Source organism: Nonomuraea sp. NPDC049152 (genome assembly GCF_040648355.1).
In the GTDB taxonomy this organism is placed as follows: domain Bacteria; phylum Actinomycetota; class Actinomycetes; order Streptosporangiales; family Streptosporangiaceae; genus Nonomuraea.
On sequence record NZ_JBEZDO010000002.1, the window covers coordinates 22,106 to 45,039 of the forward strand.

A 22,934-nucleotide genomic window follows, 5' to 3' on the forward strand; every position below is an offset into this window, starting at 1 on the left:
GGCGCGATGTCCGAGGAGTTCCTGAAGGTTGCCCACGCGGCGCGAGAGGCCGCCGCCGAGCTGGCCCCGCTGCCGCGGGCGGCCAAGGACAGGGCACTGCGCGCCATCGCCGACGCTCTGGTCGAGCACGGCAAGGAGATCATCGAGGCCAACGCCGTCGACGTGGACAAGGCGCGCGAGGGCGGCACCTCCGGGGCCATGATCGACAGGTTGCGGCTCGACGAGGCCAGGATCGAGGCCATCGCGCAGGCCGTCCGCGACATCGCCGAGCTGCCCGATCCTGTCGGCGAGGTCGTACGCGGCGGCACCCTGCCCAACGGCCTGGAGCTGCGCCAGCTCAGGGTGCCGCTCGGCGTGATCGGCATCATCTACGAGGGCCGTCCCAACGTCACCGTCGACGGCGCGGCGCTCTGCCTCAAGAGCGGCAACGCGGTCCTGCTGCGCGGCTCCTCCAGCGCCTACTCCTCCAACACCGCGCTCGTGAAGATCATGCAGGCGGCACTGGAGGCGACCGAGGTGCCCTCAGGTGCCGTCCAGCTGGTGCCCGGCCTGACGCGCGACTCGGTCAAGGAGCTGATGCGGGCGCGCGGGCTGGTCGACGTGCTGATCCCGCGCGGCGGCGCCTCGCTGATCAACTCGGTGGTAGAGGAGTCGACCGTTCCGGTGATCGAGACGGGCGTGGGCAACTGCCACGTGTACGTCGACGCGGACGCCGATCTCGACCTGGCCGTGCAGATCCTGGTCAACGCCAAGGCTCAGCGGCCCTCGGTGTGCAACGCGGCGGAGACGTTCCTCGTCCACGCGGACGTGGCCGAGCGCTTCCTGCCCATGGCGCTCGCCGCGCTGGCCGAGGCGGGAGTCACCGTCCACGGCGACGAGCGCGTGGCCGCCTACGACGGGGTGGTGCCGGCGACGGAGGACGACTTCTACGCCGAGTACCTGTCGCTCGACATCGCCGCCTCCGTCGTCGGCTCGCTGGAGGCGGCCGTCGCCCACATCAGGAAGTACGGCTCGGGTCACACCGACGCGATCGTCACCCGCTCGCAGGGGGCCGCCCGCAGGTTCGTCCAGCGGGTCGACTCCGCCGCCGTCGCGGTCAACGCCTCGACGAGGTTCACCGACGGCGGCGAGTTCGGGTTCGGCGCGGAGATCGGCATCTCCACCCAGAAACTCCACGCACGCGGACCCATGGGTCTTCCCGAGTTGACCTCTACCAAATGGGTCTACACCGGCGAAGGGCATCTTCGCACGTCAAAGGGGACGGTCATCCCGGTCTCCAACGGCTGAGGCGCGTGTCTGAGTTGGCACTCGGCCCCGTTCATGGATTGACTGGCCTTCATGGCTTTGGTGATAGCGATCATTTTCGCGGGTGTGGTGCTGTTCGCCGCCGACCGGGTGCTGCTGTGGATGGAGAGCCGCGGACACATCAACTGGCGCAGGAAGGGCCGTAAGAGGCTCGCGGAGGAGCCCACAACGGGGCTCGATGCGATGCTGTCCGACACTTCCCATCGATGACCGGCGCGCCGCGATCGTAAACGAGCGGCGCACCGCTAAGGTTGTGCCCCTTATGGGCGCGCCGAGCGGGGAGGGAGCGTGAGCAAGCTCGGCAAGGTCGGGCCTTACACCTTGCTCGAACGGCTCGGCCGTGGGGGCATGGGTGAGGTGTATCTCGCCAGCACCCGCAGGGGTGAGCACGTCGCTCTCAAGGTGCTTCACGACCTGATCGAGGATTCCGCCTCGCGCATCCGCCTGGAGCGCGAGGTACGGGCGTTGCGCAGGGTCGAGAGCCCGTACGTCGCCAGAGTGCTCGACGCCGATCTCAGCTGTGCCAGGCCGTATCTGGTGATGGAGCACATCGAGGGCGACACCCTGCTCGATCGGGTACGGCGCAGCGGCCCGCTGCGCGGCGCCGACCTGGTGGAGGTGGCGCAGGGGGTGGCGGCGGCGCTGGCGATCGTCCACGCCGCGGGTGTCATCCACCGCGACCTCAAGCCCGCCAACATCCTCATGGGCGCCGAGGGGCCCGTGCTGATCGACTTCGGCATCGCGCAGGTGATCGACGCCACGAGGCTGACGATGACGGGCACCTTCCTCGGCACGCCCGGATACGCGGCGCCCGAGCTGTTCGCCGACGAGCACGTGGGCGAGCCCGCCGACGTGCACGCGTGGGCGGCGACGGTGGCCTTCGCCGCGACGGGACGGCCCACGTTCGGGCGGGGCACGGTCGAGGCGCAGATGTACGCCGTGCTCAACGGGCAGGCCGACCTCAAGGGCGTGCCAGTGGGGCTGCTGCCGCTGGTGCGGGCGGCGCTCAACAGGGAGCCGGGCAAGCGGCCCACCGCCGCGCTGCTGGCCGACCGGCTGGCCAGGCTCGCCAGGGCGACCGGCGCGGCCACCGATGACGATGTGAAGGCGCTCAGAGGCAGGGCGGCCGACGCGGCCAGGGCGGCGCGGGTCCGCGCCGACGAGGAGGTCAAGCCGGTCAGGGGCAAGACCGAGGAGCCCAAGGTCGTCAAGCCCAGGGTCGCGGAGGACGGCAAGGCGGCCCGGTCGAGGGCGGTCGAGGAGGGCAAGGTCGTCAGGCCGCGTCCCGCCGCCGACGACGGCAAGCCGGTCAGGCCAAGGGCCCCGGAGGACGGCAAGGCCGTCAGGCCCAGGACTCCGGAGGACGGGAAGGCCGTCAGGGCCAGGACCCCGGAGGACGGCAAGACCGGTAGGTCCAGGGCCTTGGAGGAGGGCAAGGTCGCCAGGTCGCGTGTCGCCGACGACGCCAAGGCGGGGCGTGGCCGGGTCGCGGAGGAGCCGAAAGCGGCGCGCGGGCGGGCGGCGGAGGATCCGAAGATCGTCCGAAGCCGCATGCCTGGGACCTCGCGCGGCCGTACCGCCGACGACGGCAAGGCGGCCGCGCGGGCGCGGGCCAGGGTGACGCGCGTCAGACGGACCTCGGCCGCGCAGGCGGAGGCGGCCTCGACCACCCTGCCCGCCGGCAACGCGGCCCTGCTCCTGCTGGCCGTGCTGGCCGTGCCGTGCGTGGTGGCGACGGTGATCTGGCCGATCGCGGGCGTGGCGATCACCGGGGTGTTCGTGGTGCTGGTGCGCACGGTGTGGACCGGCCACTGGATGGTCAGGAGACGCACCTCGAAACGGGTGCGGGTGTCGCTGCGGGTGCTGCTGTTCCCGATCGCGCTCGCCGGTTCGGCGATCACCTCGGCCGGCTGGCCAGGCCTGCCCGTCGCCGCGGCGGCCGGCGGGGTGCTGTGGATGGTCGCGGGCGGCGAACTCGGGCCCGACTGGTGGCAGCAGCCCGCGCCGGTGACCGCGGCGGGCGTCGTGTTCGGCGTGCTGTGCGGGGCGATCACCGGCAGGGAGGTCGAGCGGGTCGGCACGAACATGCCCGATCTGCGCAAGGAGGGCCTGCGCGCCCTGGCGGTACTGGGCGGCTTCGTCGCCGTCTGCGCCGCCGCCGTCCGCGCGATCGCCCTCCTGCTCTAGACGAGCACAGGGAAAAGGTCTGGAAGGTATCGCTTCCAGACCTTTTTCGTGGGTCGGTCAGTTGCCGTCGCGGCGGGAGAAGCGGTTGAAGATGCGCTCGCCCGCGTTGACCGCGCCCTCGGCGACGTCGCGCAGGACGCCGATGAACGGGTCCTGGGACTCCGACCAGGAGCGGCGGTAGGACTCGGCGGCCGCCTTGACCTCGTCGGTGACGCGGGCGTTGGCGTCGTCCTCGCGGCGAGGGTAGTCGCCGCCGATGATGCGCTCGTAATCGCCGCTGCGCTGCCACTTGTCGAGCTCGGCGACGCGGACCACCGCGAAGGGGTGGGTGGTGCCGAGCAGGTTGAGCACTTTCAGGAAGCCGTCCCGCAGGTCGCCCGCGGTGTCGTACTCCTGGTACTGGGCCAGGAAGGCCTCGATGTTCATCTCGTTGGTGTAGTCGCCGCCCGCGAGCTTCATCAGCGCGCGCTTGCCGGCCTCCGGGTCCTGCCCGGTGAGCAGGCCGCCGCGGTCGGCGGACAGCTCCGACTTGCGGTACCACTCCTCCAGTCCCGCCACGATCGCGCGCAGGCCGATGTAGCCGAGCGGGATCCAGGCCACACGGGTGGCGAGGCGGGTGAGGATGTCGAGCATCGTCCGGTAGACGGCGTGACCCGACAGGATGTGGGCGGTCTCGTGGCCGATGACGAAACGCTGCTCCTCCTCGTTCATGAGGTTCAGCAGACCCGTCGTCACCACGATGAACGGGTCGTCGAAGCCGATCGCCTTGGCCTGGACCTGCGGATCCTGCTGAACGTAGATCTCAGGGACCCGGTGCAGATCGAGGATGTAGGCGGCATCGCGGCCCATGTCGTATAGGGAGCGGAACTGGGTCTCGCTCACCCGTACGGCAGAGGCTAGGTACATAAGGCGCAGCCGGCGCTCGCTGATCAGCCCGGACATCTGCTTGAGAACCGTGTCGAACCCACTGAGCTTGCGCAGAGCGACCAGAGCGGACCTGTCTGCGGGGTGTTCGTAGGCACGGGACGAGATGCCGGGCAATTGCACGCGGTTGCGATCCGGGGTGGTCGTCATGTCCGGCATGCTACGTCGGCGGCGGGTGCGATGCGCGCTTCTCCTCAAGGGGGGTGCTTAATGCTTGCGTCGGACATCCGCGTAAGGTCCGTTTCATGATGAACGTTCCCAGGGTCCAGGGAAAGCGACGCGTGGGGGTAATGGGAGGAACCTTTGACCCGATCCACCACGGTCACCTGGTCGCCGCGAGCGAAGTGGCCCATCACTTCGACCTCGACGAGGTCGTCTTCGTGCCGACGGGCCGGCCGTACCAGAAGGCGGAGAGGGAGGTGTCGGCGCCCGAGGACAGGTACCTGATGACGGTCATCGCCACCGCGTCGAACCCGCGCTTCTCAGTGAGCAGGGTGGACGTGGACCGGCCGGGGCCGACGTTCACGATCGACACCCTGCGTGACATCAAGCGGATCTACGGTCCCGAGGCCGACCTGTACTTCATCACCGGCGCCGACGCGCTGTCGGCGATACTGGACTGGCAGGACGCCTCCGAGCTGTTCGAGCTGGCCCATTTCGTGGGCTGTACCAGGCCGGGGCACACGCTGCTCGATCCCGGGCTTCCCGAGGGAAAGGTGAGCCTGATCGAGATCCCCGCGCTGGCGATCTCCTCCTCCGAGTGCAGGCACAGGGTGTCGAAGGGCGAGCCGATCTGGTACCTGGTGCCCGACGGGATCGTGCAGTACATCGGGAAGCGCGGGCTCTACCACGCGGGCTAAGCGCGTGTCCTGTAGATCACGAGGCCAGATCCGCGGGCCGCGGCCTCACCCGCTCGCGACCCCCTTGCCGGGCAATCGGGCGCTCCTGCGTCACCTGGAGTGTTCGCCGCTCTTGATCATGTTGACGCTGAACCAGCCCCAGTACACCCGGTGGTGCTGGATCAGACCGTCGCGGACCTCCATGACCTCGACGATGTCCATCTGGTCACCATCAGTGGTCTGACGGGGATACTCCCAGGTCACCCGGGCGCCGTCGGAGAGAAACCCGGCCCGGAACCGGCGGCGTTGCGGAGGCTGGTGGGCGAAGACCCGCTCGACGAATCGGCGCAGCGCATCGCGGCCCCGCACCACCCCCTCCTCGACCCCGAGCAGGTGGCAGATCAGCGGGCTCTCCAGGGTGGCGTCAACGTGATAGAGCGCCATCGCGGCGTCCAGGTCCTTGGCGCCCAGCGCCTCGTCCCACGCCTGGAAGATGTGCTCGATCGCGCCGGTCGCGTCGTCGTGTCGTCGGCTCATGTCCGCTCCTCATCGCGCATGGTCCATGTGGAGTACACCGCCGACGCTAAGGGCGGGAAATTTTGGGATGGGGCAAAGCGTGCTTGTGTCAGTGTGAGGACATGACCGAGATGACCTCACTCGCCCAGCCGCACGATCGCGACCTGGCGCCGGTGGCGGCGCTGTTCGGGGATTCGACGCGGGTGAAGATGCTGACCGTGCTGGCTGACGGCCACGCCTTGCCAGCTGGGGAACTCGCCCGGAGCGCGGGCGTGCACCCGGCGACCGCGACCGCTCACCTGCGTCGCCTGGTCGAGGGCGGGCTGGTCCGCGTGCGGGTGCAGGGGCGCCATCGCTACCACGAACTCGCCGGCGAGCATGTCGCGGCGGTTCTTGAGGCCCTGGCCCAGGTCGCTCCGCCGGCCCCGGTCCGGTCCCTTCGTCAGCACCGCGACGTGGCCGCGCTCACCGAGGCGCGCACCTGCTACGACCATCTCGCCGGGCGGCGAGGCGTCGAGCTCCGCGACCGGCTGCTCGCCGCCGGCGCACTGCGCCCGATCAACGACCGTGACCACGTCATGACCGCTCAGGGCATGCGGCTGATCGCCGAACTGGGGATCGACCCCGACCGCATCACGGCCACCCGGCGGGTCTTCGCTCGCTCCTGCGTCGACTGGACCCACCGGCGCCCCCACCTGGCCGGAGCCCTGCCCGCTGCCATCACCGGTCAGCTGCTCGCCCGTGGATGGCTCTCCCGCAACACCGGTCGCGGCCTACGAGTGGCACCCGACTACGATCAGCAACTCGGGCAATGGCTCTCATCCCAGCCAGAGGCCATCGAAACGGAACATCCTTAAGAGGTCGCGCAAAGCGGGGCGGTGGGCGGACCGTATCTCCGTTCTCGACCAGGGCAGGGTCGCGGAGAAGGGCGCTGATGGCCCGGGGCGGGATTTGCGGCAAGATGTACGGCCTGCGCGCACGGAGCTATATCTGGCAGCAGCCGGGGATACTATCAGGGTAAGCGTGGGCTATACACGTAGTCACACAGGAGGACAGACCCACATCGTGACAGCAACCGAAAGATCCGTTCAGCTCGTCAGAGTCGCGGCCGAGGCCGCCGCCGACAAGCTGGCCGACGACATTCTCGCTTACGACGTGAGCGACCAGCTCGTCATCACCGACGCCTTCGTCCTCTGCTCCGCGACCAACGACCGTCAGGTGCGCGCCATCGTCGACGAGATCGAGGACAGGCTGCGCATCGAGTGCGATGCCAAGCCGGTCCGCCGCGAGGGCGAGAGGGAGGGGCGCTGGGTGCTCCTCGACTTCGTCGACATCGTCGTCCACGTGCAGCATGAAGAGGACCGCACCTTCTACGCGCTCGAGCGCCTCTGGAAGGACTGCCCCGCCATCACGCTGCCGGAGAGCGTCACCCAGACCGCCGCCCAGAGGTCGCGTACGTGAGCAAGCGGATCGTCTGCCTGCGCCACGGCCAGACCCTGTGGAATGTGGAGCACCGCTTCCAAGGTCACACCGACATCCCGCTCGACGAGACGGGCCTCGCCCAGGCGGCGAGGGCGGCCTCGCTGCTGGCCTCGCTGCGGCCCACCATGATCGTCTCCTCCGACCTGCGGCGGGCCAACGACACGGCGCTCGCGCTCGGCCGGCTGGTCGGCCTCGACGTCTCGGTCGACAAGGCCTTCCGCGAGCGCGGCGGCGGCGCGTGGGAGGGCCTGACCCGCGAGGAGATCGCCGAGCGCTGGCCCGCCGAATACGTCTCATGGGAAGCGCCCGACGGCGAGCCCGTGCCGGAGGTGGCCGACCGGGTCGGGGCGGCCCTGCGCAAGTGGGCGGGCGAGCTCGACGACAACGGGCTGCTGGTCGTCGCCTCCCACGGGGCGGCGCTGCGGCTCGGCATCGCCCACCTGCTCGGGTTGCCGCAGGAGCTGTGGTCGGCGCTCGGTGGGCTCGGCAACTGCTCGTGGTCGGTGCTGGAGGAGGGGCGCAAGGGCTGGCGCCTGCTCGAGCACAACGCGGGCACGCTACCCGAGCCGATCAACAGCGACGACACCCCCGAAGCCGCGTCCTGACCGTCGGGGGGCGCTCACGCGTCCCCTGACTGCAGGTGAACGGGGTCGGAACTCTCGATTATGTGAATCGGGAGAGATGGTTATATGCTCTGCGAGCGCCGCAACGGGAGGACTCGGAGCGGTGACCAGGGGCTATAGCGCAGTTGGTAGCGCACCTCCATGGCATGGAGGGGGTCAGGAGTTCGAGTCTCCTTAGCTCCACAATCTGAAGGCCCGGTTCCGTCATCGGAACCGGGCCTTTTCGCTGGTCAGGTGGCGTGATGCGGACGTCGCGACTGCCTGGACTCCCAGGCCCAGCCGGCCGCGATGAGAACGATGATGGTGATCACGGTCAGCGAGATCGTCGCGGCGGACTCTCCGTCGTCGCGCAGCATCGTGCTCCGGAGAATCTCGGCGACGCCGTCAAAAGCGGAAGCGGTGGCGCCGCCGCCGAAGAGGAATGCGGCGACACCGACGACGACGGCGACGGTCTGGCCGGCGCTCGGCGGTATGAATCGTGCGATTCCGGCGCACAGCACGCCGGTGAAGAGGGCGTCGACGATGATGGCGACCAGCATGGCGACTTCGGCCGGGTCACCGGGTTCCAGATAGTCCTCGAGATAGTCCCAGGCGACGCCGAGGTTCATGAGACCGACGACGCCGAGTGCGACGATGATCGCGATCATCACCGCAACGCCCTTTCGCTGCCACTTCGGGGGTTCCGGCGTAGTGAGGATCTTGGTGTCACGCTGCGGGTGGACATGAGTGGCCGGCTGCTCGCCCGCCATGGTCAGTGCCTCGGCGACCGTCGGCCTCTTGTCCGGGTCCTTGTCCAGCAGCCGGGTGACGAGCGGCGTGAGCTGCCCGGCTTGTTGCGGCGCCGGGGCCTCCTCCAGGAGGACCGCGGTCAGCGTCGCGGTCTGGGTGTCGCGGTGGAACGGCGAGACGCCCTCGACGGCCTGGTAGAGGGTCGCGCCGAGGGAGAACAGGTCGCTGGCGGGGAGTCCGTCGGTGCCACGTAACCGTTCGGGGGCCATGTACTCCGGCGAGCCGACGAACATCCCTGTGGCGGTCAGGGTGGTATCGGTGCTGTGGACCGCGGTACCGAAATCGGTGAGCAGGACCTTCCCGTTCTTGGCGAGCATGACGTTGGCCGGCTTGATGTCGCGGTGCACGACACCTTCCCGGTGTGCCACGCCGATCGCCTCCAGCAGTGCCACGGCGACGTTCGCGGCCCGCTCCACCGGCAGCGGTCCGTGCGTCTTGATGTGCTCGTTCAGCGAGCAGCCGTCGATCAGCTCCATGACGATCCAGGGGAGGCCGTCCTCGACGACGACGTCGTGGATCGCGACGATGTTCTCGTACGTGCGCAGCCGAGCGGCGTTGCGGGCCTCACGCGTTGCGCGCGCGAGCCGCTCGGCCTGCTCGGCCTGTGACGTCCCCGGCAGCAACCGCAGTTCCTTGATCGCTACCTCGACGTCAAGGGTCTCGTCACGGGCCTGCCAGACCCGCCCGAAACCGCCGGATCCCAGTTCGGCGACCAGCCGGTAGCGTCCGCCGACCACATGACCGGCCCGCGTCGTTGTCATGGCCACCCCCGCCTTGCTAGCGCGACAGTTGATCAGATTACATCCGCCGGCATGAGCGTCGTTCCCGCTCGCTCATACCTCGGCCAATGGCCTCGCCTCCGGGCTCTGGTACGGGAGCCGCTCGTGCCGGCGTGGCGTGAGGACGGTGTGAATTCTGGTTGGGCGGTAATCGGGAGGGCCCTCCGAGACAGTTCTAGATGTGGACGATCCAGAAGAACGATTCACCAACCTCTATGACCGGCATTATCGGAACGTGCTGGGCTATGCCCTGCTTCGTGCCGAGTGGGCCATGGCGGAGGACCTGACCAGCGAGACCTTTCTGGTCGCCTGGCGGCGTCTGGACGATCTGCCAGATCCGCCGTTGCCGTGGTTGCTCGGCGTGACCCGCAACCTGCTGCGCAACCATCGTGTCCGCCGGCTGCGCGGTGACGAGCTGATCGCTCGGCTCGCCGGGCTGAGCACCTTCGTCGAGGGCGACGTGGCCGAGCGGGTCGCCGGCCGGCAGGAGGCCCTCGCCGTACTGGCCGGTCTGCGGGAACAGGACGTCGAGGCGGTGGTCCTGGCCAACTGGTACGGCCTGACCCCGGAGCAGGCGGCTCAGGCGGCGGGCTGCTCGCCGCGCACGTACAACGTCCGGCTGCACCGCGCACGTCGTCGCCTGGCCGACGCGCTCAAGCCCTCGCCTCGCTTCAACTTCCAGGGACAGGCATGAACGAAAAAGACGCCATCGACGAGCTCATCGCCGCACTACGTCCGGACGCGCTCACCGAGGACGCCTATCGGCGGCGCCGCTCGGCGGATCTGGCTCGCGCGTTCGAGTCACCTCGTACACCCCAACACTTCCGGAGGTTCTCCATGGCTCAGCGCCGACCCCTGCTCGTCATTGCCGCCGCGGCCGCGGGGCTCGCGGCCGCGGCGATCGTCGTTCCGCAGTTGGTCTCGCAGGACGCATCGCCCAGCGGCCCGGCCACTGCCCAGCAGCCCGGGGTGCGAGCGCCCTCGGTGGACGCAGGGGCGAAGGCCACGACCACCGGTACCGCCGCGAACACCCGGACGATCCTGCTCGCGGCGGCCAAGGTGGCCGCCGAGGAACCGATCACGTCGGGCACGTTCTGGTACTCCAGGGTGCGCACCGCCCAGAAGGTCACCACCGCCCCGGAGGAGTACATGGCCAAGCTCGAACCACTGCTCGACGAGTGGAAGGCCAAGGAGACGGAGCTGAAGGACAAGCCCGCCGAGCTGAAGGCCGCCAAGAAGGAGTTCGACGAGAAGGTCCTCCAGCTGAAGACGGCGAAACTGCCGTACACCGCGATCCGCAGTGAAACCACCGAGATGTGGCTGTCGCGCAAGGACGCGAGCGGCCGCCGGGTGAAGAACCAGGACGTGAAGGTCGAGTTCGCGACTCCGGAGGACGAGGCCAAGTGGAAGCAGGCGGGCTCTCCTCGCCTCTCCGACGATGACCGGCCGCGCACGAAGGAAGGTGCGCCTGAGGGCATCATGTCGATCGGCAACGACAGCCTCACCTGGTCCAACATCTCCAAGCTGCCGACGGGCAAGGAGGAGTTGAAGGCGAAGCTGCATGACCTGTACGACCAGTACGACCAGAGCGACAGGTCGGTCCCGCTCGCCATCTACATGTGGCAGACGGGCACGGATCTGCTGTCCGCGCCGATCACGCCGGGCACCAGGGCGGCCCTCTACCAGGTGCTGGCCGACTCCACGTCCGGTCTGAAGTCGCAGACGGGAGTGGCCGACGGCATGGGGCGCACGGGAGTCGCCCTGGAGACGACCGGGCCCGACGACGCCGGCGTGGCTGACGGGATCACCTACCGTCTGATCTTCGACGACAAGACCGCCAAGCTCCTGGAGCTCGACGTCGTCGAAGCGGGGTCCTCGACGCCGCTGCTGCGGCAGACCTACGAGGCCATGGGCTACGTCGGCGAGCTGGGCGCGAAGCCGGCCCAGTGACCCGGGCCTGATCCTGCAGGCGTCGGGCGGGGGCCGACGTCTGCGGGATCGGTCCTCCGGCACCCTCATCTCTCTTTCGGCACCCTCAGTCGCGGAGACCTCGGTGGAGACCGGGGTCTCCGCTTCTTCGCGTGCTTGGCCGTGCGGAGGCGTCCCGGCACTGAGCCCACCGCCACGAGAAGCTCGTCCCGCCGATCAGGCCCTGTCGAGGCCTGATGGGTTCACCGCGCCCACGGCGGGACGAACGGTTCCATGCCCTGCATGATCGCCTGACCGCCGACGGGCAGCACCGCGACGAGCTCGGCGGGCTCGTCGTGCGGGTTGCCCACGGCGAACGGGGTGTGCGGCGGCACGATCAGCGCGTCGCCCGCGGTGAGCTGGTGCTCCTCGCCTTCGAGCGTCGCGGTCAGGCCGCCGGACAGCACGACGAAGATCTCCTCCCTGTCGACCATGTGGACGTTGTCGGCGGGCGTGCCCGCGTCCATCGTGAAGCGCCACACGCAGGTCTCGCTCGCGCCCCTGCTGGGGGCGGCGAGACCGATGGCCGTGACGTGCGGAACGGTGAAGGTGGGCGCGTCGGCCCCGTGGATGACGGCCATCACACCGCCGCCGGGGGAACGATGGTGGTGCCGTCGGACAGGCGGGCCAGCGCGCCGACCGGCAGCGCGACGATCAGCTCGAGCGGCTCGTCGTGCGGGTTGCCCAAGCCGAACATGACCTCCGCCGGCACGACGATCGCGTCGCCCGAGGTGACGGGGTGGTCGGTGCCCGCGAGGCGCGCCACACCACTGCCCGAGACGACGACAAGGACCTCCTCGCGGTCGAAGGAGTGCTCGTTCGGCACGGTGCCGGGCGCGACGGTGGTGCGCCAGACACAGGTCTCCTTCGCGCCCCTGCTCGGTGACGCCAGGCCGGTGAAACGGGTGGCGCCGATGGTGAAGACGGGAGCCGTCGCTCCGCTGATGACGGGCAAAGGTGTATCCTTCCAGAGATCTACAACCAAGGTGTTCAACCATGGTTGTCTATCTTGGGAGGGATGTCAATGGACTTCGGTGTCCTGCTCGGGCTCGCCTACAACCAGTACGTCGCCGAGCTGCACGAACACCTGGCCGAACGCGGGTTCACCGACCTGCGGCAGACGTTCGGCTTCGCGCTCAAGGTGCTGGCGGTGGAGCCCCACACGACCAGCAGGCTCGCGGCCAAACTGCAGGTCACCCCGCAGGGCGCCGCCAAGACGGTCGAGGAGATGGTGGCCGCCGGATACGTCGAACGGGTCCCCGACCCCTCGGACGCGCGGGTCAAGATGCTGCACCTCACCGACACCGCGCGCGCCCTGCTGGCGGTCGCCCACGACTTCCACGTCGACTACGAGCGGCGGGTGGCCGCCGAACTGGGCGAGGACCGCGTGGCGGCGCTGCGTGAAGTGCTCACCGCGGTGGTGGCTCGCAGCGACTCGCCCGAGGGCCTCGCTCGCACGCTGCGTCAGCTCTGAGCGACGGCCTTCCTGTCCGTGTGGTTGAACAGCAGGTTGAGCAGGATCACCGCGACCACCCAGCGGCTCTTCACCCCGGTCAGGCCGACGAGGCCGACGTTCTGCGCGAAGGCGGTGTAGGGGAAGGTGTTGAAGACGCCGCCGAGCGCCGTTGACAGGCCGTCGGCGCGCAGGCCGTCGGCCAGCCGCCCGGGCGGCAGGTCCGACTCGGTGATCTCGGCGACGGCGATGAAGTCGCCCGTCGTCTCGGTCATCGACACCAGCATCACGATGATCATCGAGACGACGGCGGCCACCTCGAAGGTGGGCAGCCCGAAGTGGAACGGCGTGCTGACGCCGATCAGGGCGGCCTGGCCGACGTGGGAGAAGTCGGTGAAACCGAATGGGATCGCCACCAGCGTGCCGACCACGATGCCCAGCAGCACCGCGATCCGCGACAGCGCGGGAGGCGCGAACCTGTAGAGGGCGATGACGAGCGCGAGGACGGCCGCGGCGAGCGCGATGTTGCGCGGCTCGCCGTACGAGGGGGAGCCGGCTCCTCCCGCGGCCCACGTGGCGGCCACCGGCAGGAGCGTAATGCCGATGATGGTGATGACCGTGCCGGTGACCAGCGGGGGGAAGAAGCGCAGGAGCCGGCTGAAGAACGGCGCCAGCGCCACCACCAGCAGCCCCGAGACGATCACGGCTCCGTAGATCGCGGGCAGCCCGCCGCCCGCGGTGCCGATGAGCACCATCGGGGTGACGGCGGCGAACGTGCAGCCCTGCATGATCGGCATGCGGACGCCGAAGCGCCACACGCCGACGCACTGGATGAGCGTGGCGATGCCGGAGACGAGCAGGTCGGCGTTGATGAGGTAGGCGAGGTCTTCGGGCGGCAGCTTCATCGCGCCGCCGACGATGAGGGGCACCGCGACCGCTCCCGCGTACATCGCGAGCACGTGTTGCAGGCCGAGCGCGGCGGTCTGGGGGAGGGGCAACCGCTGGTCCACCGGGTGTGTCATGTGGCTCTCCGGAGGTCGGGGATGCGGTCAGTACATCAACCGTGTGTTTCCCGCGCGTGTCCCCCGCTCACGAAACTCCGGCCCGTGGAACGTGGCGGTTTTGGAGGATCCTCCATGCTGACAGGAGATGTCAGTGGATGAGGCTTACGGTCCTGGCATGAATGATTTCGACTTCTTCGTCGGCACATGGAACGTCCACAACCGCCTGCTCGCCGAGCGGCTGGCGGGCAGTGACGAGTGGGAGGAGTTCCCCGGCAGGTCCACGGCGCACCGCCCCTTCGACGGCGCGGCCAGCTTCGACGAGATCACCTTCCCCACCAAGGGGTTCTCGGGGCTGACGCTGCGGCTGTTCGACCCCGTCACCGAGGAGTGGTCGATCTACTGGGCCAACAGCAAGTACGGCAGGCTCGAACAGCCGCCGGTCGTGGGCCGCTTCGACGGCGACAGGGGCGAGTTCTACGCCGACGACCAGCACGAGGGCAGGCCCGTGCGCTGCCGTTTCATCTGGACGGTCATCGACAAGGATCGGTGCAGGTGGGAGCAGGCCTTCTCCGAAGACGGAGAGGTGACGTGGGAGACGAACTGGACCATGGACTTCACCAGGGCGTGACGTCCTGGGCGGTGGCAGCGGTGCGGCCGGTGCCCGCCGCCGCCTCGTTCAGCCTGATCGCCCCGAACACCAGGGCAGCCAGCAGGACCAGGAACAGGATCACCCCGATCACCATCCGTCGCCAGCGTGGTTTCGGCGGCGGCGCGTAGACGACGGGCGGAAGCTCGTCCGGTGTGTACGGCAGGCGCACCGTCCCAGGACCCTCGAACGCGGAAGGGTCGTACGGCGCCGCGGCCGGAGGCACCCCGGGCCCGGTCGGTTGAGCTCGGGGGGCGGGCGGCTGGATGCCCGGCTCCGTCGGCTGTCCTGGATGGGGCCGGGCGGGCGGTCCTGCCGGCGGTGGGGGCTGGACCGGCAGCGGCTGGCTCACCTGGCCCGGCTGCGGCCGACGGATCCGCACCGTGCGGTTGGGATCGCCCTCTGACGTCATGAATGCCCCCGCAAGCCTCGCCGATCTCTCCCGCCGAATATAGCCAGGTGTCACAAATCGCGATACCGCTCCGTCTCTCCTCGCATGACACGAATTCTGGTGACAGGCGCCAGCGGCAGGCTGGGCACGGCGATGGTACGGCGGCTGGCCGAAGCGGGCCACGAGGTGCGGGCCACGAGCCGCCGGGCCAGGCGGGCGGGCGGAGGGGTGGCCGAGTGGGTCGTGGCCGACCTGGCCACGGGCGCGGGCCTCGCCGAGGCGGTCGAAGGAGTGGCCGCGGTGCTGCACCTGGCCTCCGCTCCTTACAAGGGCAGGTACACCGACGAAGTCGAGCTCGACGGCACCCTCGGGCTGATCGAGGCGGCGGCGAAGGCGGGTGTGGGACACCTGGTCTACGTCTCGATCGTGGGCGCGGACAAGGTGCCGTGGGGGTACTTCAGGAGCAAGGTCAGGGCGGAGCGGATCGTCGCGGCGGGCGCCGTACCGTACTCGATCGTGCGGGCGACGCAGTTCCACGAGTTCGCCGACCAGGTGTTCGCCAAGCTGCCCGTACTGCCGGTGGACGCGGGCGTCAAGGCGCAGCCCGTCGACGTGCGGGACCTGGCCGGGCATCTGACCGAGCGGGTGGCGCTGGGCCCTTCGTCGGGAATCGGAGAGTACGGGGGGCCCGAGGTGCTCACGATGGCCGAGCTGGCCGGGCGGTGGCGCGCCGCGCGGGGGGCGCGCAGGCCGGTCCTGCGGATGCGGGTGCCGGGGGAGCTGGGGCGCGCCTTCAGGGCCGGACACCTGACGACGCGGGCCGAGCCGTACGGGCGGATCGGGTGGCGGGACTACCTGGAGGGCCACTGATCGGAAGGCGGCTGCTGCCAGCCCTGCGCCTGGGGGTACTGCGGGGTCTGCGGCGGGTTGCGGCGGGCGACCACGCCCATGATCAGGAAGCCGGTGCCGGCCAGGTTGACCACCAAGAACACGAAGCCGGTGACGGCGTTGACCACCTTGAAGATCTCGAAGCCGCCGGACTCGACGATCGAAGGCAGCATGACCTGCCAGGCACCCTGCAGGATGGAGCCGACCAGCAGCACGACGCAGCCGATCAGGCCGAAGGTCGCGGCTCGTCCGTGCTCGCCTCTGGCACGAGCGGTCAACACGATGCCCACGACCAGGAGGATCACCGTCGGGATGACGAACAGGATGGCGCCTACGCTCATAAGTCGTGGATGCTACGGCATCGGGCATCACTCGCGCAGGACCCCTCGGGCGGGTGGCTGCTTGCCGGGGGTACGGCAGACCGTACCCCCGGCCGGCCGTCAGAGGGCGCGCAGGTAGGCCAGGGAGGGCATGAAGAAGTACTCCCCGCCGAGCATCGTCACCGTCTGCGTGACCTGGGTCTGCGGGGGCGACATCTCAGGCTTGCCCCAGACCTTGGGGAAAGTCACCTTGATGTCCCGGACGCCCTGCCCGATCACCGGGTCATGCCCGGTGGCCGGGTTGAGGAAGTCGGGGTTGTTCGCCCAGTCGCGCTGGGTGAACTCGAACTGGTTCTCCAGGCTTGAGTTGAACGCCATGAACAGCAGCCCGACGCCCGCGCTCGGCCTGGTGGCCGGCGCGGCGTCGTCCCACGGCCGGTCGGCGCGCTCGCCGTACGTCTGGCCGCGCCGGGCCATGAGCACGTTCCTGATGCCGTCGAACCGGGGGTTGGTCTTGCGGATGTGCCCGCTGAACGGGCACTTGCCTCCCTCGTCGGCGTCGAAGGTGAAGTCGTTGGCGACGGGGCCGCCGCCCGCCTTCGCCTTCGACGTGACCGGCGTGCCGTCCTTGAAGCGGCCGACGAGCATCGCTCCCGCGCGCTCGCGGTCGGCGCCGGTCAGCCCGAGGGCGTCGGCCAGGTCCTGCTCGATCTCCTTGAACGCCCTGACGTTCTGCTCCAGCTTGCGAAAGACGAAGTAGCTGCCGAAGTGCCGGTTCGCGTTGGGCGCGAACGGGTCGGCGACCAGCACGTTGCCCAGCGGGAAGGCCGGGTTCCAGTGCGCGCGCGGCTCCTTGTCGACCTCGTCGGCGACGAACAGCGGCTGGCTGCGGCCGTCGACGTAGCCGAAGTGCTCGATGCCGTCGCCCGCCGGGTTGCGCATGCCCTTGCCCGTCTCCTCGCCGAGGACGCGGGCGGTGTCGGGCAGCAGGTCGAGGATCTCCTTCCGCAGTCTGGCGACCGGCTCGGGGCCGGAGTCGCCGATGAGGACGACGGCGTGGATCTCGCGCTGGTAGGCCGTCTCCCACTCGGTCACGGCGGGGTCCTTGACCTCGGCGATCCTGCGCTTCATGCCGTCGCGGAAGGTGCGGTCGCCGAACCTGCGCAGCTCCTCGACGCTGTGGCCGAGGTCGCGGTAGCCGGCCTTGCTGATGCCGAGCCCCACGTACGGCGTGCCGGGCTTCCTCCCCTTGGAGAATTCCCTGACCTCTTCGAGGTGCTTGCGAGCGGACTTCATATGCCTGGTGGCAATTGTCCGCAAAAAGCGCCTTCCATCCGAAATGTCGTTAAATCTGATGAAGAGTAGAGAAAGGTGCTCGCGGACGTGAGCGCGCAGGATGTTCGGCTGGAGATTGTCCAGCATCTCCTTGGTGTCCGCGTCGAGCGTGGCCGAATCCCAGGCCAAGGGTCGTGCGTTGTCGAGGTCGACAGGCATGTGTCGAATCCCTTCCCCGTTGCGATGTGTCGCCGGGCCCCCAAGTCCGGTATGTCATTCTGACTCAGGAATATGGGGAAAGGTTCAGATTTTCGCGTCGTGTTGTTTCTGGGCGGCGACGATGTCGGTGGCGCGCAGCGCGATCCAGTCGAGCAGGCCCCGAAGTGGCGCGGAACCCTCCTCGCCGAGCGGCGTCAGCCGGTAGGAGACCTTCGGCGGGATGTCCGGCTCGACCATGCGCTCGATCAGCCCGTCGCGGGCCAGGACGCGCAGGTTCTGCGAGAGCATCTTCTCGCTGATCCCGCCGATGCGGTCGCGCAGCTGGTAGAAGCGGAGCGGGCCTTCACGCAGCGCGGCCAGCACGAGGATGCCCCACCTGCTGGTCACGTGGTCGAACACCTCCCGGCCTGGGCAGTCGCCGTTGAAGGCGTCGGTGCTCGGGTCGGGCTCCGCCGTACTAACTTCCATGCACCGAGCTTACCCCTGGAAAGCTCAGCGGTTGAGGTGTCGCACGAACCACGCGCTGGCCAGCTCGGCCACCACCTGCAGCGTGCCCGGCTCCTCGAACAGATGGGTCGCGCCGGGCACGATCTCCAGCTTGTTCGGGCAGTGCAGCTGCTGCTGGGCCGCCCGGTTCAGCCCGAGCACCTGCTGGTCGCGCTCGCCGACGATGAGCAGGGTCGGCGCGGTGACCTCCGACAGGCGGGCGCCCGCCAGATCGGGGCGACCCCCGCGCGAGACGACCGCGGCGATCTCGTCGCCCAGCTCGGCGGCGGCCAGCAGCGCCGCCGCCGCGCCCGTGCTGGCGCCGAAGAAGCCGATCCGCGCCGTCGGCATGCGCTCGCGCACCCACGCGGTACCCCTGCGCAGCCGGACAGCGAGCAACGGGATGTCGAAGACGTCCTCGCCTGGGCGGGTCAGGTCGAACAGCAGCGTGCCGAGTCGCGCGTGGTTGAGCGTCGCCGCGACCCGCTGGTTGCGCGGGCTGTGCCTGCCGCTGCCGCTGCCGTGCGCGAACACCACGATCCCGCCCGCGCCCTGCGGCGCGGTCAGCTCGACCTCGCCCTCGAAGGCGTCGGTCCCCGACACCGTCTCGTGCGGTACGGCCACGGCCGCCCGGTCCAGCAGCGCGATCACCTCGTCGTCGTCCACCTGGTCGAAGTTCTCGTACCACTCCGAGATGGACCGCAGGCCCTGCGGCTCGCTCAGGCAGAACACCTCGTCGGCATCGGGCAGCGTCGTGCCGGGCGCGCGCACCGGCGCCGCCACGACCACCTTCGCCGCCCTGTGCATCCTGGCCATCTCGCAGGCCGCCCTCGCCGTCGAGCCCGTGGCGATCCCGTCGTCGACCACGATGACGGTGCGGCCGGCCAGCGGGACCCTCGCGCGCCCCGCCCTGACGCGCGCGGCCTGCTCCTCGATGGCGGCCTTCTCCCGCTCGGTCACCCGCGCGGCGTCCTCGGACGTCACGCCCGCCGCCCGCATCACGGACTCGTGCACGACACGCACGCCGTCCTCGCCCAGGGCGCCGAACCCCAGCTCGGGCCGGCCAGGCACGCCCAGCTTGCGGACGAGCGCGACGTCCAGGGGGGCGTCGAGCGCCTTGGCGATCTCGAAGGCGACCGGCACCCCACCGCGCGACAGTCCCAGGACGACGGGGTTCTCCTTCGCCAGGTGCCGCAGCTGTGCGGCGAGCCGCCGCCCCGCGTCCGCGCGATCGATGAACATGTCTTGGAGCTTCCCCAGCGCCCGGATTTGACACCGAATGCCCTGGTAACGGGGGTCAATCCTTGACACGCGCCTCGAACAGCTCATCCAGGACGGCCTGCGGGGTCTCCCACTCGTCGGGGGAGTCGTAGCGGCCCGCGGTGATGACCACGACCAGGCCGAGATCGGGGTAGAGGACCAGACGCTGCCCCCCGTTGCCGTTGCCCGCCGCGAACGGGGGCTGCTCCGTGCCCAGCCACCACTGGTAGCCGTAGGCGGCGCCCTCGCCGATCTCCACCTGCGGGCTCAGCGCCCTGTCGAGCCACGACGAGGGAACGACCCCCGCGCCGCCGTCGAGCACGGCCCGCCCGATCCTGGCCAGGTCGCGCGGCGCCAGCCGCAGGCCCGACGCCGCCGAATGCACCCCGTCGTCGCCCGCCAGCCACTCGAACGAGCCGATGCCGAGCGGCTCGAACAGCCGCTTGCGCGCGAACTCCGGCAGCGTCTCGCCCGCGCCCTTCACGATGAGCCTGGCCACGATCGCCGACGCGCCACCACAGTAGTGCCACCGTCGTCCGGGCTCCTTGACGATCGGCCGCTCCAGCACGAAGCGGTGCCTGTCGGGCGCGAGCTCCATCGCGATCTCGCTGTTCTCCGGTGTGGTGTACGGCAGGTCCTCACGCCACTCGACGCCGAGCGTCATCGTCAGCACGTGCTCGATCCTCAACGCCGCCCTGCGCGGGTCGGCGGCCAGGTCGGGGTATTCGGGGAAGTGCGCGAGCAGCGGCTCCTCCGGCGCGGGCACCAGGCCGTCGGCCAGGGCGATGCCGTACAGGAGGCTGACGACGCTCTTGGTCACCGACCTGAGGTCGTGCAGCGTGTCGGGGCCGAAGGAGACCACGCCGCGGGAGACGCCCCACGATTGGTCCTCGCCCTCGCCGTACCGCTCGAACAGCAGCCTGCCGTCCTTCAGCACCACGAGCCCGTGCAGGTCGCCGAACCTGCCCGCCAGCCGCTCCTCCAGGTCGGGTACGAAACCGGCTTCGCCGGGCGTGATGCGTTTCATTGGCTCCATGTCCTCAGGAATAGCCCCTGACACGGCGTCAGGGGCAAGTGGTCGGTACGCCCTGCGGTGTAGCCGCGATGCCCACACCGGGGGGATTGCGGCAGGCCGCCGGATTGCGAGCGTGGAGCTGTGAACACTCTCAGAAAGAGCCTCGCAGCGCTCGCCGTCGTCTACGCCGTCAGCTTCTACCTCGGCGCCGTCCTGCACGCGGGGGTCGTCATCGGTCCCGTCACCGAGCCGGTGGTCCTGCCCGCCATCGTCGTCGAGACCGTCTGCGGCACCGCGCTGCTCGTCGGCGCGTACGGCGCGTTCGCCGCCAAGCCGTGGGCGTGGACGGGCCTGCAGGTCAGCCACGCCGTCGCGCTGGGCGGCGTGCTGCTCGGCATCGTAGCCATCGCGTTCGCGGGAGGCGAGTCCACCCCGCTGAACGACTGGTACCACCGGATCATCGCGACCCTGCTCGTACTGAGCCTGGCGGGATCCCTCTACGTCTCGAGGGCGCGCAGGTAGTCGCCAGCCTCGGCGATGTGGTCCTCGGTGAAGACCTTGATGCCGTGCAGCTCCAGCAGGCTCGTGGTGACTCCCTGGCCTGGCAGCCTGCGCCCGCGGAAGGTGCCGTCGTAAATGGCCAGCGCGCCGCAGGAGGGGCTGCCCTCCTTCAGGATCGCCATCTTGATGTCGAAGGAACCCGCGACCGCGAGCGCGGCCTGCGCTCCGGCGAGGAAGGCGCCCGTGACGTCCTGGCCGTCGGTGGCCAGCACGCGGGCGGCTCCCGCCAGGACGGCGGCCCCGCCCGCCCCGCCCTCGATCTCGGCCGCGGTACGCGGCGTCGGCAGCCCGCCCTCGACCTCGGGGCAGAAGGGCACCAGCCTGCCCTGCTCACGCCACTCGGCGAGCAGGGCGTCGGTGCTGGTCTTGGCGCCCCCGTCGTAACGCACGCGGCGGCCCATCAGGCAGGCGCTGACCAGGATTCGTTCCATTCCATCAATCGTATGCCCGGGCTCGCGGCATCAGCAGAACGGGGACCAGCGCGAGACCGACCTGAGTGCGCGGTAGCCTGTCCCGCGATGAACACCACCCTGGCGACCTGCGTGATCGTCGGCGCCCTGCTGCTGGCCCTGGTGAGCCTGATCGTCGCGATCCGTGACCGTGCGATGGGCATGGTCCTGCTGATCGGCTTCGCCGTACTCGAAGTGGCCGTGCTGGTGCAGGCGGGCGTGGCGATCTCCGCCGTGGTGGGCGGGCAGGGGCCGCAGGAGAAGGCGACGCTCTTCGGCTACCTCGCCGGCACCGCGCTCATCCCGCCCGCGGGCGTGTTCCTCGCGCTGGCCGAGCGCAGCAGGTGGGGCTCGGCGATCCTGGTCGTCACCGGGTTCGCGATCGCGGTGATGACCGGACGGCTGCTGCAGATCTGGCAGGGCGTCGCATGAACGACCGCGTCGGCATCGCGACCGGCCCGGGGCGGGCGCTGCTGGCCCTCTACGGGTTGTTCGCGCTGGCCGCGGGGTCGCGGGCGGCCGTGCAGATCCTCACCAAGTTCGGCGAGGCGCCGCTGGCGTACTCGCTGTCTGCCTTCGCCGCAGCCGTCTACATCCTGCTGACCGTGGCCCTCGCCCGCGGCGCGCGCCGCCTGGCGCTCTGGGCGCTCGGCATCGAGCTGGCGGGCGTCCTGGTCATCGGAACGGCCAGCCTGCTCGCGCCCTCCGCCTTCCCGCACGACACGGTCTGGTCCGGCTACGGCAAGGGCTACCTCTTCATTCCCCTCGTGCTCCCGCTCGTCGGTCTCTACTGGTTGCTGCGCAGGCGTTAACGCCGCGTGCTGATGGGCAGTTCACGCTTCCATGAGCACCATCGAACATTCAGTTGACGTCAAGGTCCCCGTCCCCGTCGCATACAACCAGTGGACGCAGTTCGAGAGCTTCCCCGAATTCATGGAGGGAGTGGAGTCGGTCAAACAGCTGACCGACACACGCACCCAGTGGCTGGTCGACATCGCAGGAGTCACCAGGGAGTTCGAGGCCGAGATCACCGAGCAGCACCCGGATGAGCGGGTCGCGTGGCGCTCGGTCGACAAGCCGCACCAGGCCGGTGTGGTCACCTTCCACCGGCTCGACGACACCACCACCAGGGTCACGCTCCAGATGGAGTACGACCCCGAGGGCTTCGTCGAGACCGTCGGCGACTGGCTGCAGATCGTGCGGGCGCGAGTGCGCGGCGACCTGGACCGGTTCAAGGACTACATCGAGTCCCGTGGCGGCGAGAGCGGCGCGTGGCGCGGCGACGTGCCGGGCAGGCACCAGCCCGGCTCCGGTTCGGGCGCCGCGTACGGCGAGCCGGAGCCGCCCCGCACGGTCGGCGACGACTACCCGCCGGAGGTTCCGCTTCCCCCGCCCGGCCCCGGCCCCGTCCCTCCCGCCGGGCGCCGTCTCGGCGAGGAGCCGCCGCCCGCCCCCGGTCCGATCGTCTAGCCGCTCGCGTACGGCATCCCGTTCGGACGGCATCCCGTTCGCACAGGATCGCTCGTCGTAAGGCATCTCCTCTCGCAGGGGATCG

29 protein-coding genes and 1 tRNA gene are annotated in these 22,934 nt (G+C 69.8%); 17 read left to right on the plus strand and 13 right to left on the minus strand.

Annotated elements, in window-relative coordinates; translation table 11 throughout:
• Positions 1-6 precede the first annotated feature (6 nt).
• From AB0B45_RS03830 to AB0B45_RS03840, 3 genes are all read left to right on the plus strand, one after another.
• Positions 7-1,287 carry a glutamate-5-semialdehyde dehydrogenase gene (locus AB0B45_RS03830; RefSeq protein WP_358124805.1) on the plus strand — a complete coding sequence of 427 codons (1,281 nt, stop codon included), beginning with the start codon at positions 7-9 and terminating at the stop codon, positions 1,285-1,287.
• A gap of 51 nt (positions 1,288-1,338) precedes the next feature.
• Positions 1,339-1,515: a hypothetical protein gene (locus AB0B45_RS03835; protein WP_358124808.1), complete on the plus strand. Its 177-nt coding sequence runs from the start codon at positions 1,339-1,341 to the stop codon at positions 1,513-1,515.
• Positions 1,516-1,593: 78 nt separating this feature from the next.
• On the plus strand, positions 1,594-3,492 hold the full coding sequence (locus AB0B45_RS03840) for a protein kinase (protein WP_358124811.1): 1,899 nt from the start codon (positions 1,594-1,596) through the stop codon (positions 3,490-3,492).
• 57 nt (positions 3,493-3,549) lie between these two features.
• Here AB0B45_RS03840 and AB0B45_RS03845 read toward each other — a convergent pair whose 3' ends face one another.
• Positions 3,550-4,566 carry a M48 family metallopeptidase gene (locus AB0B45_RS03845; RefSeq protein WP_358124813.1) on the minus strand — a complete coding sequence of 339 codons (1,017 nt, stop codon included), beginning with the start codon at positions 4,564-4,566 and terminating at the stop codon, positions 3,550-3,552.
• A gap of 95 nt (positions 4,567-4,661) precedes the next feature.
• Here AB0B45_RS03845 and nadD point away from each other — a divergent pair, with 95 nt between their 5' ends.
• On the plus strand, positions 4,662-5,276 hold the full coding sequence (gene nadD, locus AB0B45_RS03850; protein WP_358124815.1) for a nicotinate-nucleotide adenylyltransferase: 615 nt from the start codon (positions 4,662-4,664) through the stop codon (positions 5,274-5,276).
• A gap of 90 nt (positions 5,277-5,366) precedes the next feature.
• Here the strand turns inward: nadD and AB0B45_RS03855 are convergent, their stop codons facing one another.
• A complete protein-coding gene (locus AB0B45_RS03855) occupies positions 5,367-5,792 on the minus strand; it encodes a nuclear transport factor 2 family protein (protein WP_358124818.1) in 426 nt (141 codons plus the stop codon).
• Between the two features lie 101 nt (positions 5,793-5,893).
• Here AB0B45_RS03855 and AB0B45_RS03860 point away from each other — a divergent pair, with 101 nt between their 5' ends.
• The 4 genes from AB0B45_RS03860 (at position 5,894) to AB0B45_RS03875 (ending at position 8,059) form a co-directional block, all read left to right on the plus strand.
• A complete protein-coding gene (locus AB0B45_RS03860; RefSeq protein WP_358124820.1) occupies positions 5,894-6,628 on the plus strand; it encodes a helix-turn-helix transcriptional regulator in 735 nt (244 codons plus the stop codon).
• Positions 6,629-6,836: 208 nt separating this feature from the next.
• Positions 6,837-7,232, plus strand: a complete 396-nt coding sequence (gene rsfS / locus AB0B45_RS03865) for a ribosome silencing factor (RefSeq protein WP_358124823.1) — start codon at positions 6,837-6,839, stop codon at positions 7,230-7,232.
• The gene (locus AB0B45_RS03870; protein WP_358124826.1) at positions 7,229-7,858 is read left to right on the plus strand and encodes a histidine phosphatase family protein; all 630 of its coding nucleotides are present in this window, start codon (positions 7,229-7,231) and stop codon (positions 7,856-7,858) included. Before rsfS ends, AB0B45_RS03870 begins: the two co-directional genes overlap by 4 nt.
• A 128-nt stretch (positions 7,859-7,986) precedes the next feature.
• Positions 7,987-8,059: transfer RNA gene (locus tag AB0B45_RS03875), tRNA-Ala, on the plus strand.
• A gap of 47 nt (positions 8,060-8,106) precedes the next feature.
• Here the strand turns inward: AB0B45_RS03875 and AB0B45_RS03880 are convergent.
• Positions 8,107-9,426 carry a serine/threonine-protein kinase gene (locus tag AB0B45_RS03880; protein ID WP_358124829.1) on the minus strand — a complete coding sequence of 440 codons (1,320 nt, stop codon included), beginning with the start codon at positions 9,424-9,426 and terminating at the stop codon, positions 8,107-8,109.
• 199 nt (positions 9,427-9,625) lie between these two features.
• Here AB0B45_RS03880 and AB0B45_RS03885 point away from each other — a divergent pair, with 199 nt between their 5' ends.
• The gene (locus tag AB0B45_RS03885; protein WP_358124833.1) at positions 9,626-10,138 is read left to right on the plus strand and encodes a sigma-70 family RNA polymerase sigma factor; all 513 of its coding nucleotides are present in this window, start codon (positions 9,626-9,628) and stop codon (positions 10,136-10,138) included.
• The gene (locus AB0B45_RS03890; RefSeq protein ID WP_358124836.1) at positions 10,135-11,394 is read left to right on the plus strand and encodes a hypothetical protein; all 1,260 of its coding nucleotides are present in this window, start codon (positions 10,135-10,137) and stop codon (positions 11,392-11,394) included. The genes AB0B45_RS03885 and AB0B45_RS03890 overlap by 4 nt, the downstream gene beginning before the upstream one ends.
• 221 nt (positions 11,395-11,615) lie before the next feature.
• Here the strand turns inward: AB0B45_RS03890 and AB0B45_RS03895 are convergent, their stop codons facing one another.
• Together AB0B45_RS03895 and AB0B45_RS03900 are read right to left on the minus strand one after the other, a co-directional pair.
• Positions 11,616-11,993, minus strand: a complete 378-nt coding sequence (locus tag AB0B45_RS03895) for a cupin domain-containing protein (RefSeq protein ID WP_358124839.1) — start codon at positions 11,991-11,993, stop codon at positions 11,616-11,618.
• The gene (locus tag AB0B45_RS03900) at positions 11,993-12,367 is read right to left on the minus strand and encodes a cupin domain-containing protein (RefSeq protein WP_358124842.1); all 375 of its coding nucleotides are present in this window, start codon (positions 12,365-12,367) and stop codon (positions 11,993-11,995) included. The genes AB0B45_RS03895 and AB0B45_RS03900 overlap by 1 nt, the downstream gene beginning before the upstream one ends.
• A gap of 63 nt (positions 12,368-12,430) precedes the next feature.
• On the opposite strand from AB0B45_RS03900, the gene AB0B45_RS03905 reads away from it, so the two are divergent.
• Positions 12,431-12,886: a MarR family winged helix-turn-helix transcriptional regulator gene (locus AB0B45_RS03905; protein WP_358124845.1), complete on the plus strand. Its 456-nt coding sequence runs from the start codon at positions 12,431-12,433 to the stop codon at positions 12,884-12,886.
• Here the strand turns inward: AB0B45_RS03905 and AB0B45_RS03910 are convergent.
• Positions 12,877-13,887, minus strand: a complete 1,011-nt coding sequence (locus tag AB0B45_RS03910) for a nucleobase:cation symporter-2 family protein (RefSeq protein WP_358124848.1) — start codon at positions 13,885-13,887, stop codon at positions 12,877-12,879. The two genes, AB0B45_RS03905 and AB0B45_RS03910, sit on opposite strands and share 10 nt — an antisense overlap.
• Before the next feature lie 157 nt (positions 13,888-14,044).
• Here AB0B45_RS03910 and AB0B45_RS03915 point away from each other — a divergent pair, with 157 nt between their 5' ends.
• Positions 14,045-14,497, plus strand: coding sequence for a hypothetical protein (locus AB0B45_RS03915; protein WP_358124851.1), 453 nt, complete (start codon positions 14,045-14,047; stop codon positions 14,495-14,497).
• Here the strand turns inward: AB0B45_RS03915 and AB0B45_RS03920 are convergent.
• Positions 14,484-14,927, minus strand: a complete 444-nt coding sequence (locus AB0B45_RS03920; protein ID WP_358124854.1) for a hypothetical protein — start codon at positions 14,925-14,927, stop codon at positions 14,484-14,486. The two genes, AB0B45_RS03915 and AB0B45_RS03920, sit on opposite strands and share 14 nt — an antisense overlap.
• Before the next feature lie 84 nt (positions 14,928-15,011).
• Between AB0B45_RS03920 and AB0B45_RS03925 the strand changes: the two genes are divergently transcribed.
• Positions 15,012-15,776, plus strand: coding sequence for an NAD(P)H-binding protein (locus AB0B45_RS03925; protein WP_358124856.1), 765 nt, complete (start codon positions 15,012-15,014; stop codon positions 15,774-15,776).
• Here AB0B45_RS03925 and AB0B45_RS03930 read toward each other — a convergent pair.
• The 5 genes from AB0B45_RS03930 to AB0B45_RS03950 form a co-directional block, all read right to left on the minus strand.
• Positions 15,758-16,135, minus strand: coding sequence for a hypothetical protein (locus tag AB0B45_RS03930; protein ID WP_358124859.1), 378 nt, complete (start codon positions 16,133-16,135; stop codon positions 15,758-15,760). The genes AB0B45_RS03925 and AB0B45_RS03930 overlap by 19 nt on opposite strands.
• A gap of 99 nt (positions 16,136-16,234) precedes the next feature.
• Positions 16,235-17,608, minus strand: a complete 1,374-nt coding sequence (locus tag AB0B45_RS03935) for a hypothetical protein (protein WP_358124862.1) — start codon at positions 17,606-17,608, stop codon at positions 16,235-16,237.
• 84 nt (positions 17,609-17,692) lie between these two features.
• Entirely contained in the window at positions 17,693-18,076 is a 384-nt protein-coding gene (locus tag AB0B45_RS03940) for a helix-turn-helix domain-containing protein (protein ID WP_358124865.1), read from the minus strand.
• A 24-nt stretch (positions 18,077-18,100) separates the two neighbouring features.
• The gene (locus AB0B45_RS03945; RefSeq protein ID WP_358124868.1) at positions 18,101-19,336 is read right to left on the minus strand and encodes a phosphoribosyltransferase family protein; all 1,236 of its coding nucleotides are present in this window, start codon (positions 19,334-19,336) and stop codon (positions 18,101-18,103) included.
• A gap of 55 nt (positions 19,337-19,391) precedes the next feature.
• Positions 19,392-20,381, minus strand: coding sequence for a serine hydrolase (locus AB0B45_RS03950; protein ID WP_358124871.1), 990 nt, complete (start codon positions 20,379-20,381; stop codon positions 19,392-19,394).
• Between the two features lie 129 nt (positions 20,382-20,510).
• Between AB0B45_RS03950 and AB0B45_RS03955 the strand changes: the two genes are divergently transcribed.
• Positions 20,511-20,891: a hypothetical protein gene (locus AB0B45_RS03955; RefSeq protein WP_358124874.1), complete on the plus strand. Its 381-nt coding sequence runs from the start codon at positions 20,511-20,513 to the stop codon at positions 20,889-20,891.
• On the opposite strand, the gene AB0B45_RS03960 is transcribed toward AB0B45_RS03955, so the two are convergent.
• Entirely contained in the window at positions 20,867-21,361 is a 495-nt protein-coding gene (locus tag AB0B45_RS03960; protein ID WP_358124877.1) for a DUF523 domain-containing protein, read from the minus strand. The two genes, AB0B45_RS03955 and AB0B45_RS03960, sit on opposite strands and share 25 nt — an antisense overlap.
• Positions 21,362-21,448: 87 nt before the next feature.
• Here AB0B45_RS03960 and AB0B45_RS03965 point away from each other — a divergent pair, with 87 nt between their 5' ends.
• From AB0B45_RS03965 to AB0B45_RS03975, 3 genes are read left to right on the plus strand one after another with little or no spacing between them, the layout of a single operon-like run.
• Complete coding sequence (locus tag AB0B45_RS03965; protein ID WP_358124879.1) at positions 21,449-21,811, plus strand: hypothetical protein; 363 nt, start codon at positions 21,449-21,451, stop codon at positions 21,809-21,811.
• Positions 21,808-22,191 carry a hypothetical protein gene (locus AB0B45_RS03970; RefSeq protein WP_358124882.1) on the plus strand — a complete coding sequence of 128 codons (384 nt, stop codon included), beginning with the start codon at positions 21,808-21,810 and terminating at the stop codon, positions 22,189-22,191. The genes AB0B45_RS03965 and AB0B45_RS03970 overlap by 4 nt, the downstream gene beginning before the upstream one ends.
• Positions 22,192-22,222: 31 nt before the next feature.
• A complete protein-coding gene (locus tag AB0B45_RS03975) occupies positions 22,223-22,849 on the plus strand; it encodes an SRPBCC family protein (RefSeq protein ID WP_358124885.1) in 627 nt (208 codons plus the stop codon).
• Positions 22,850-22,934: the final 85 nt, after the last annotated feature.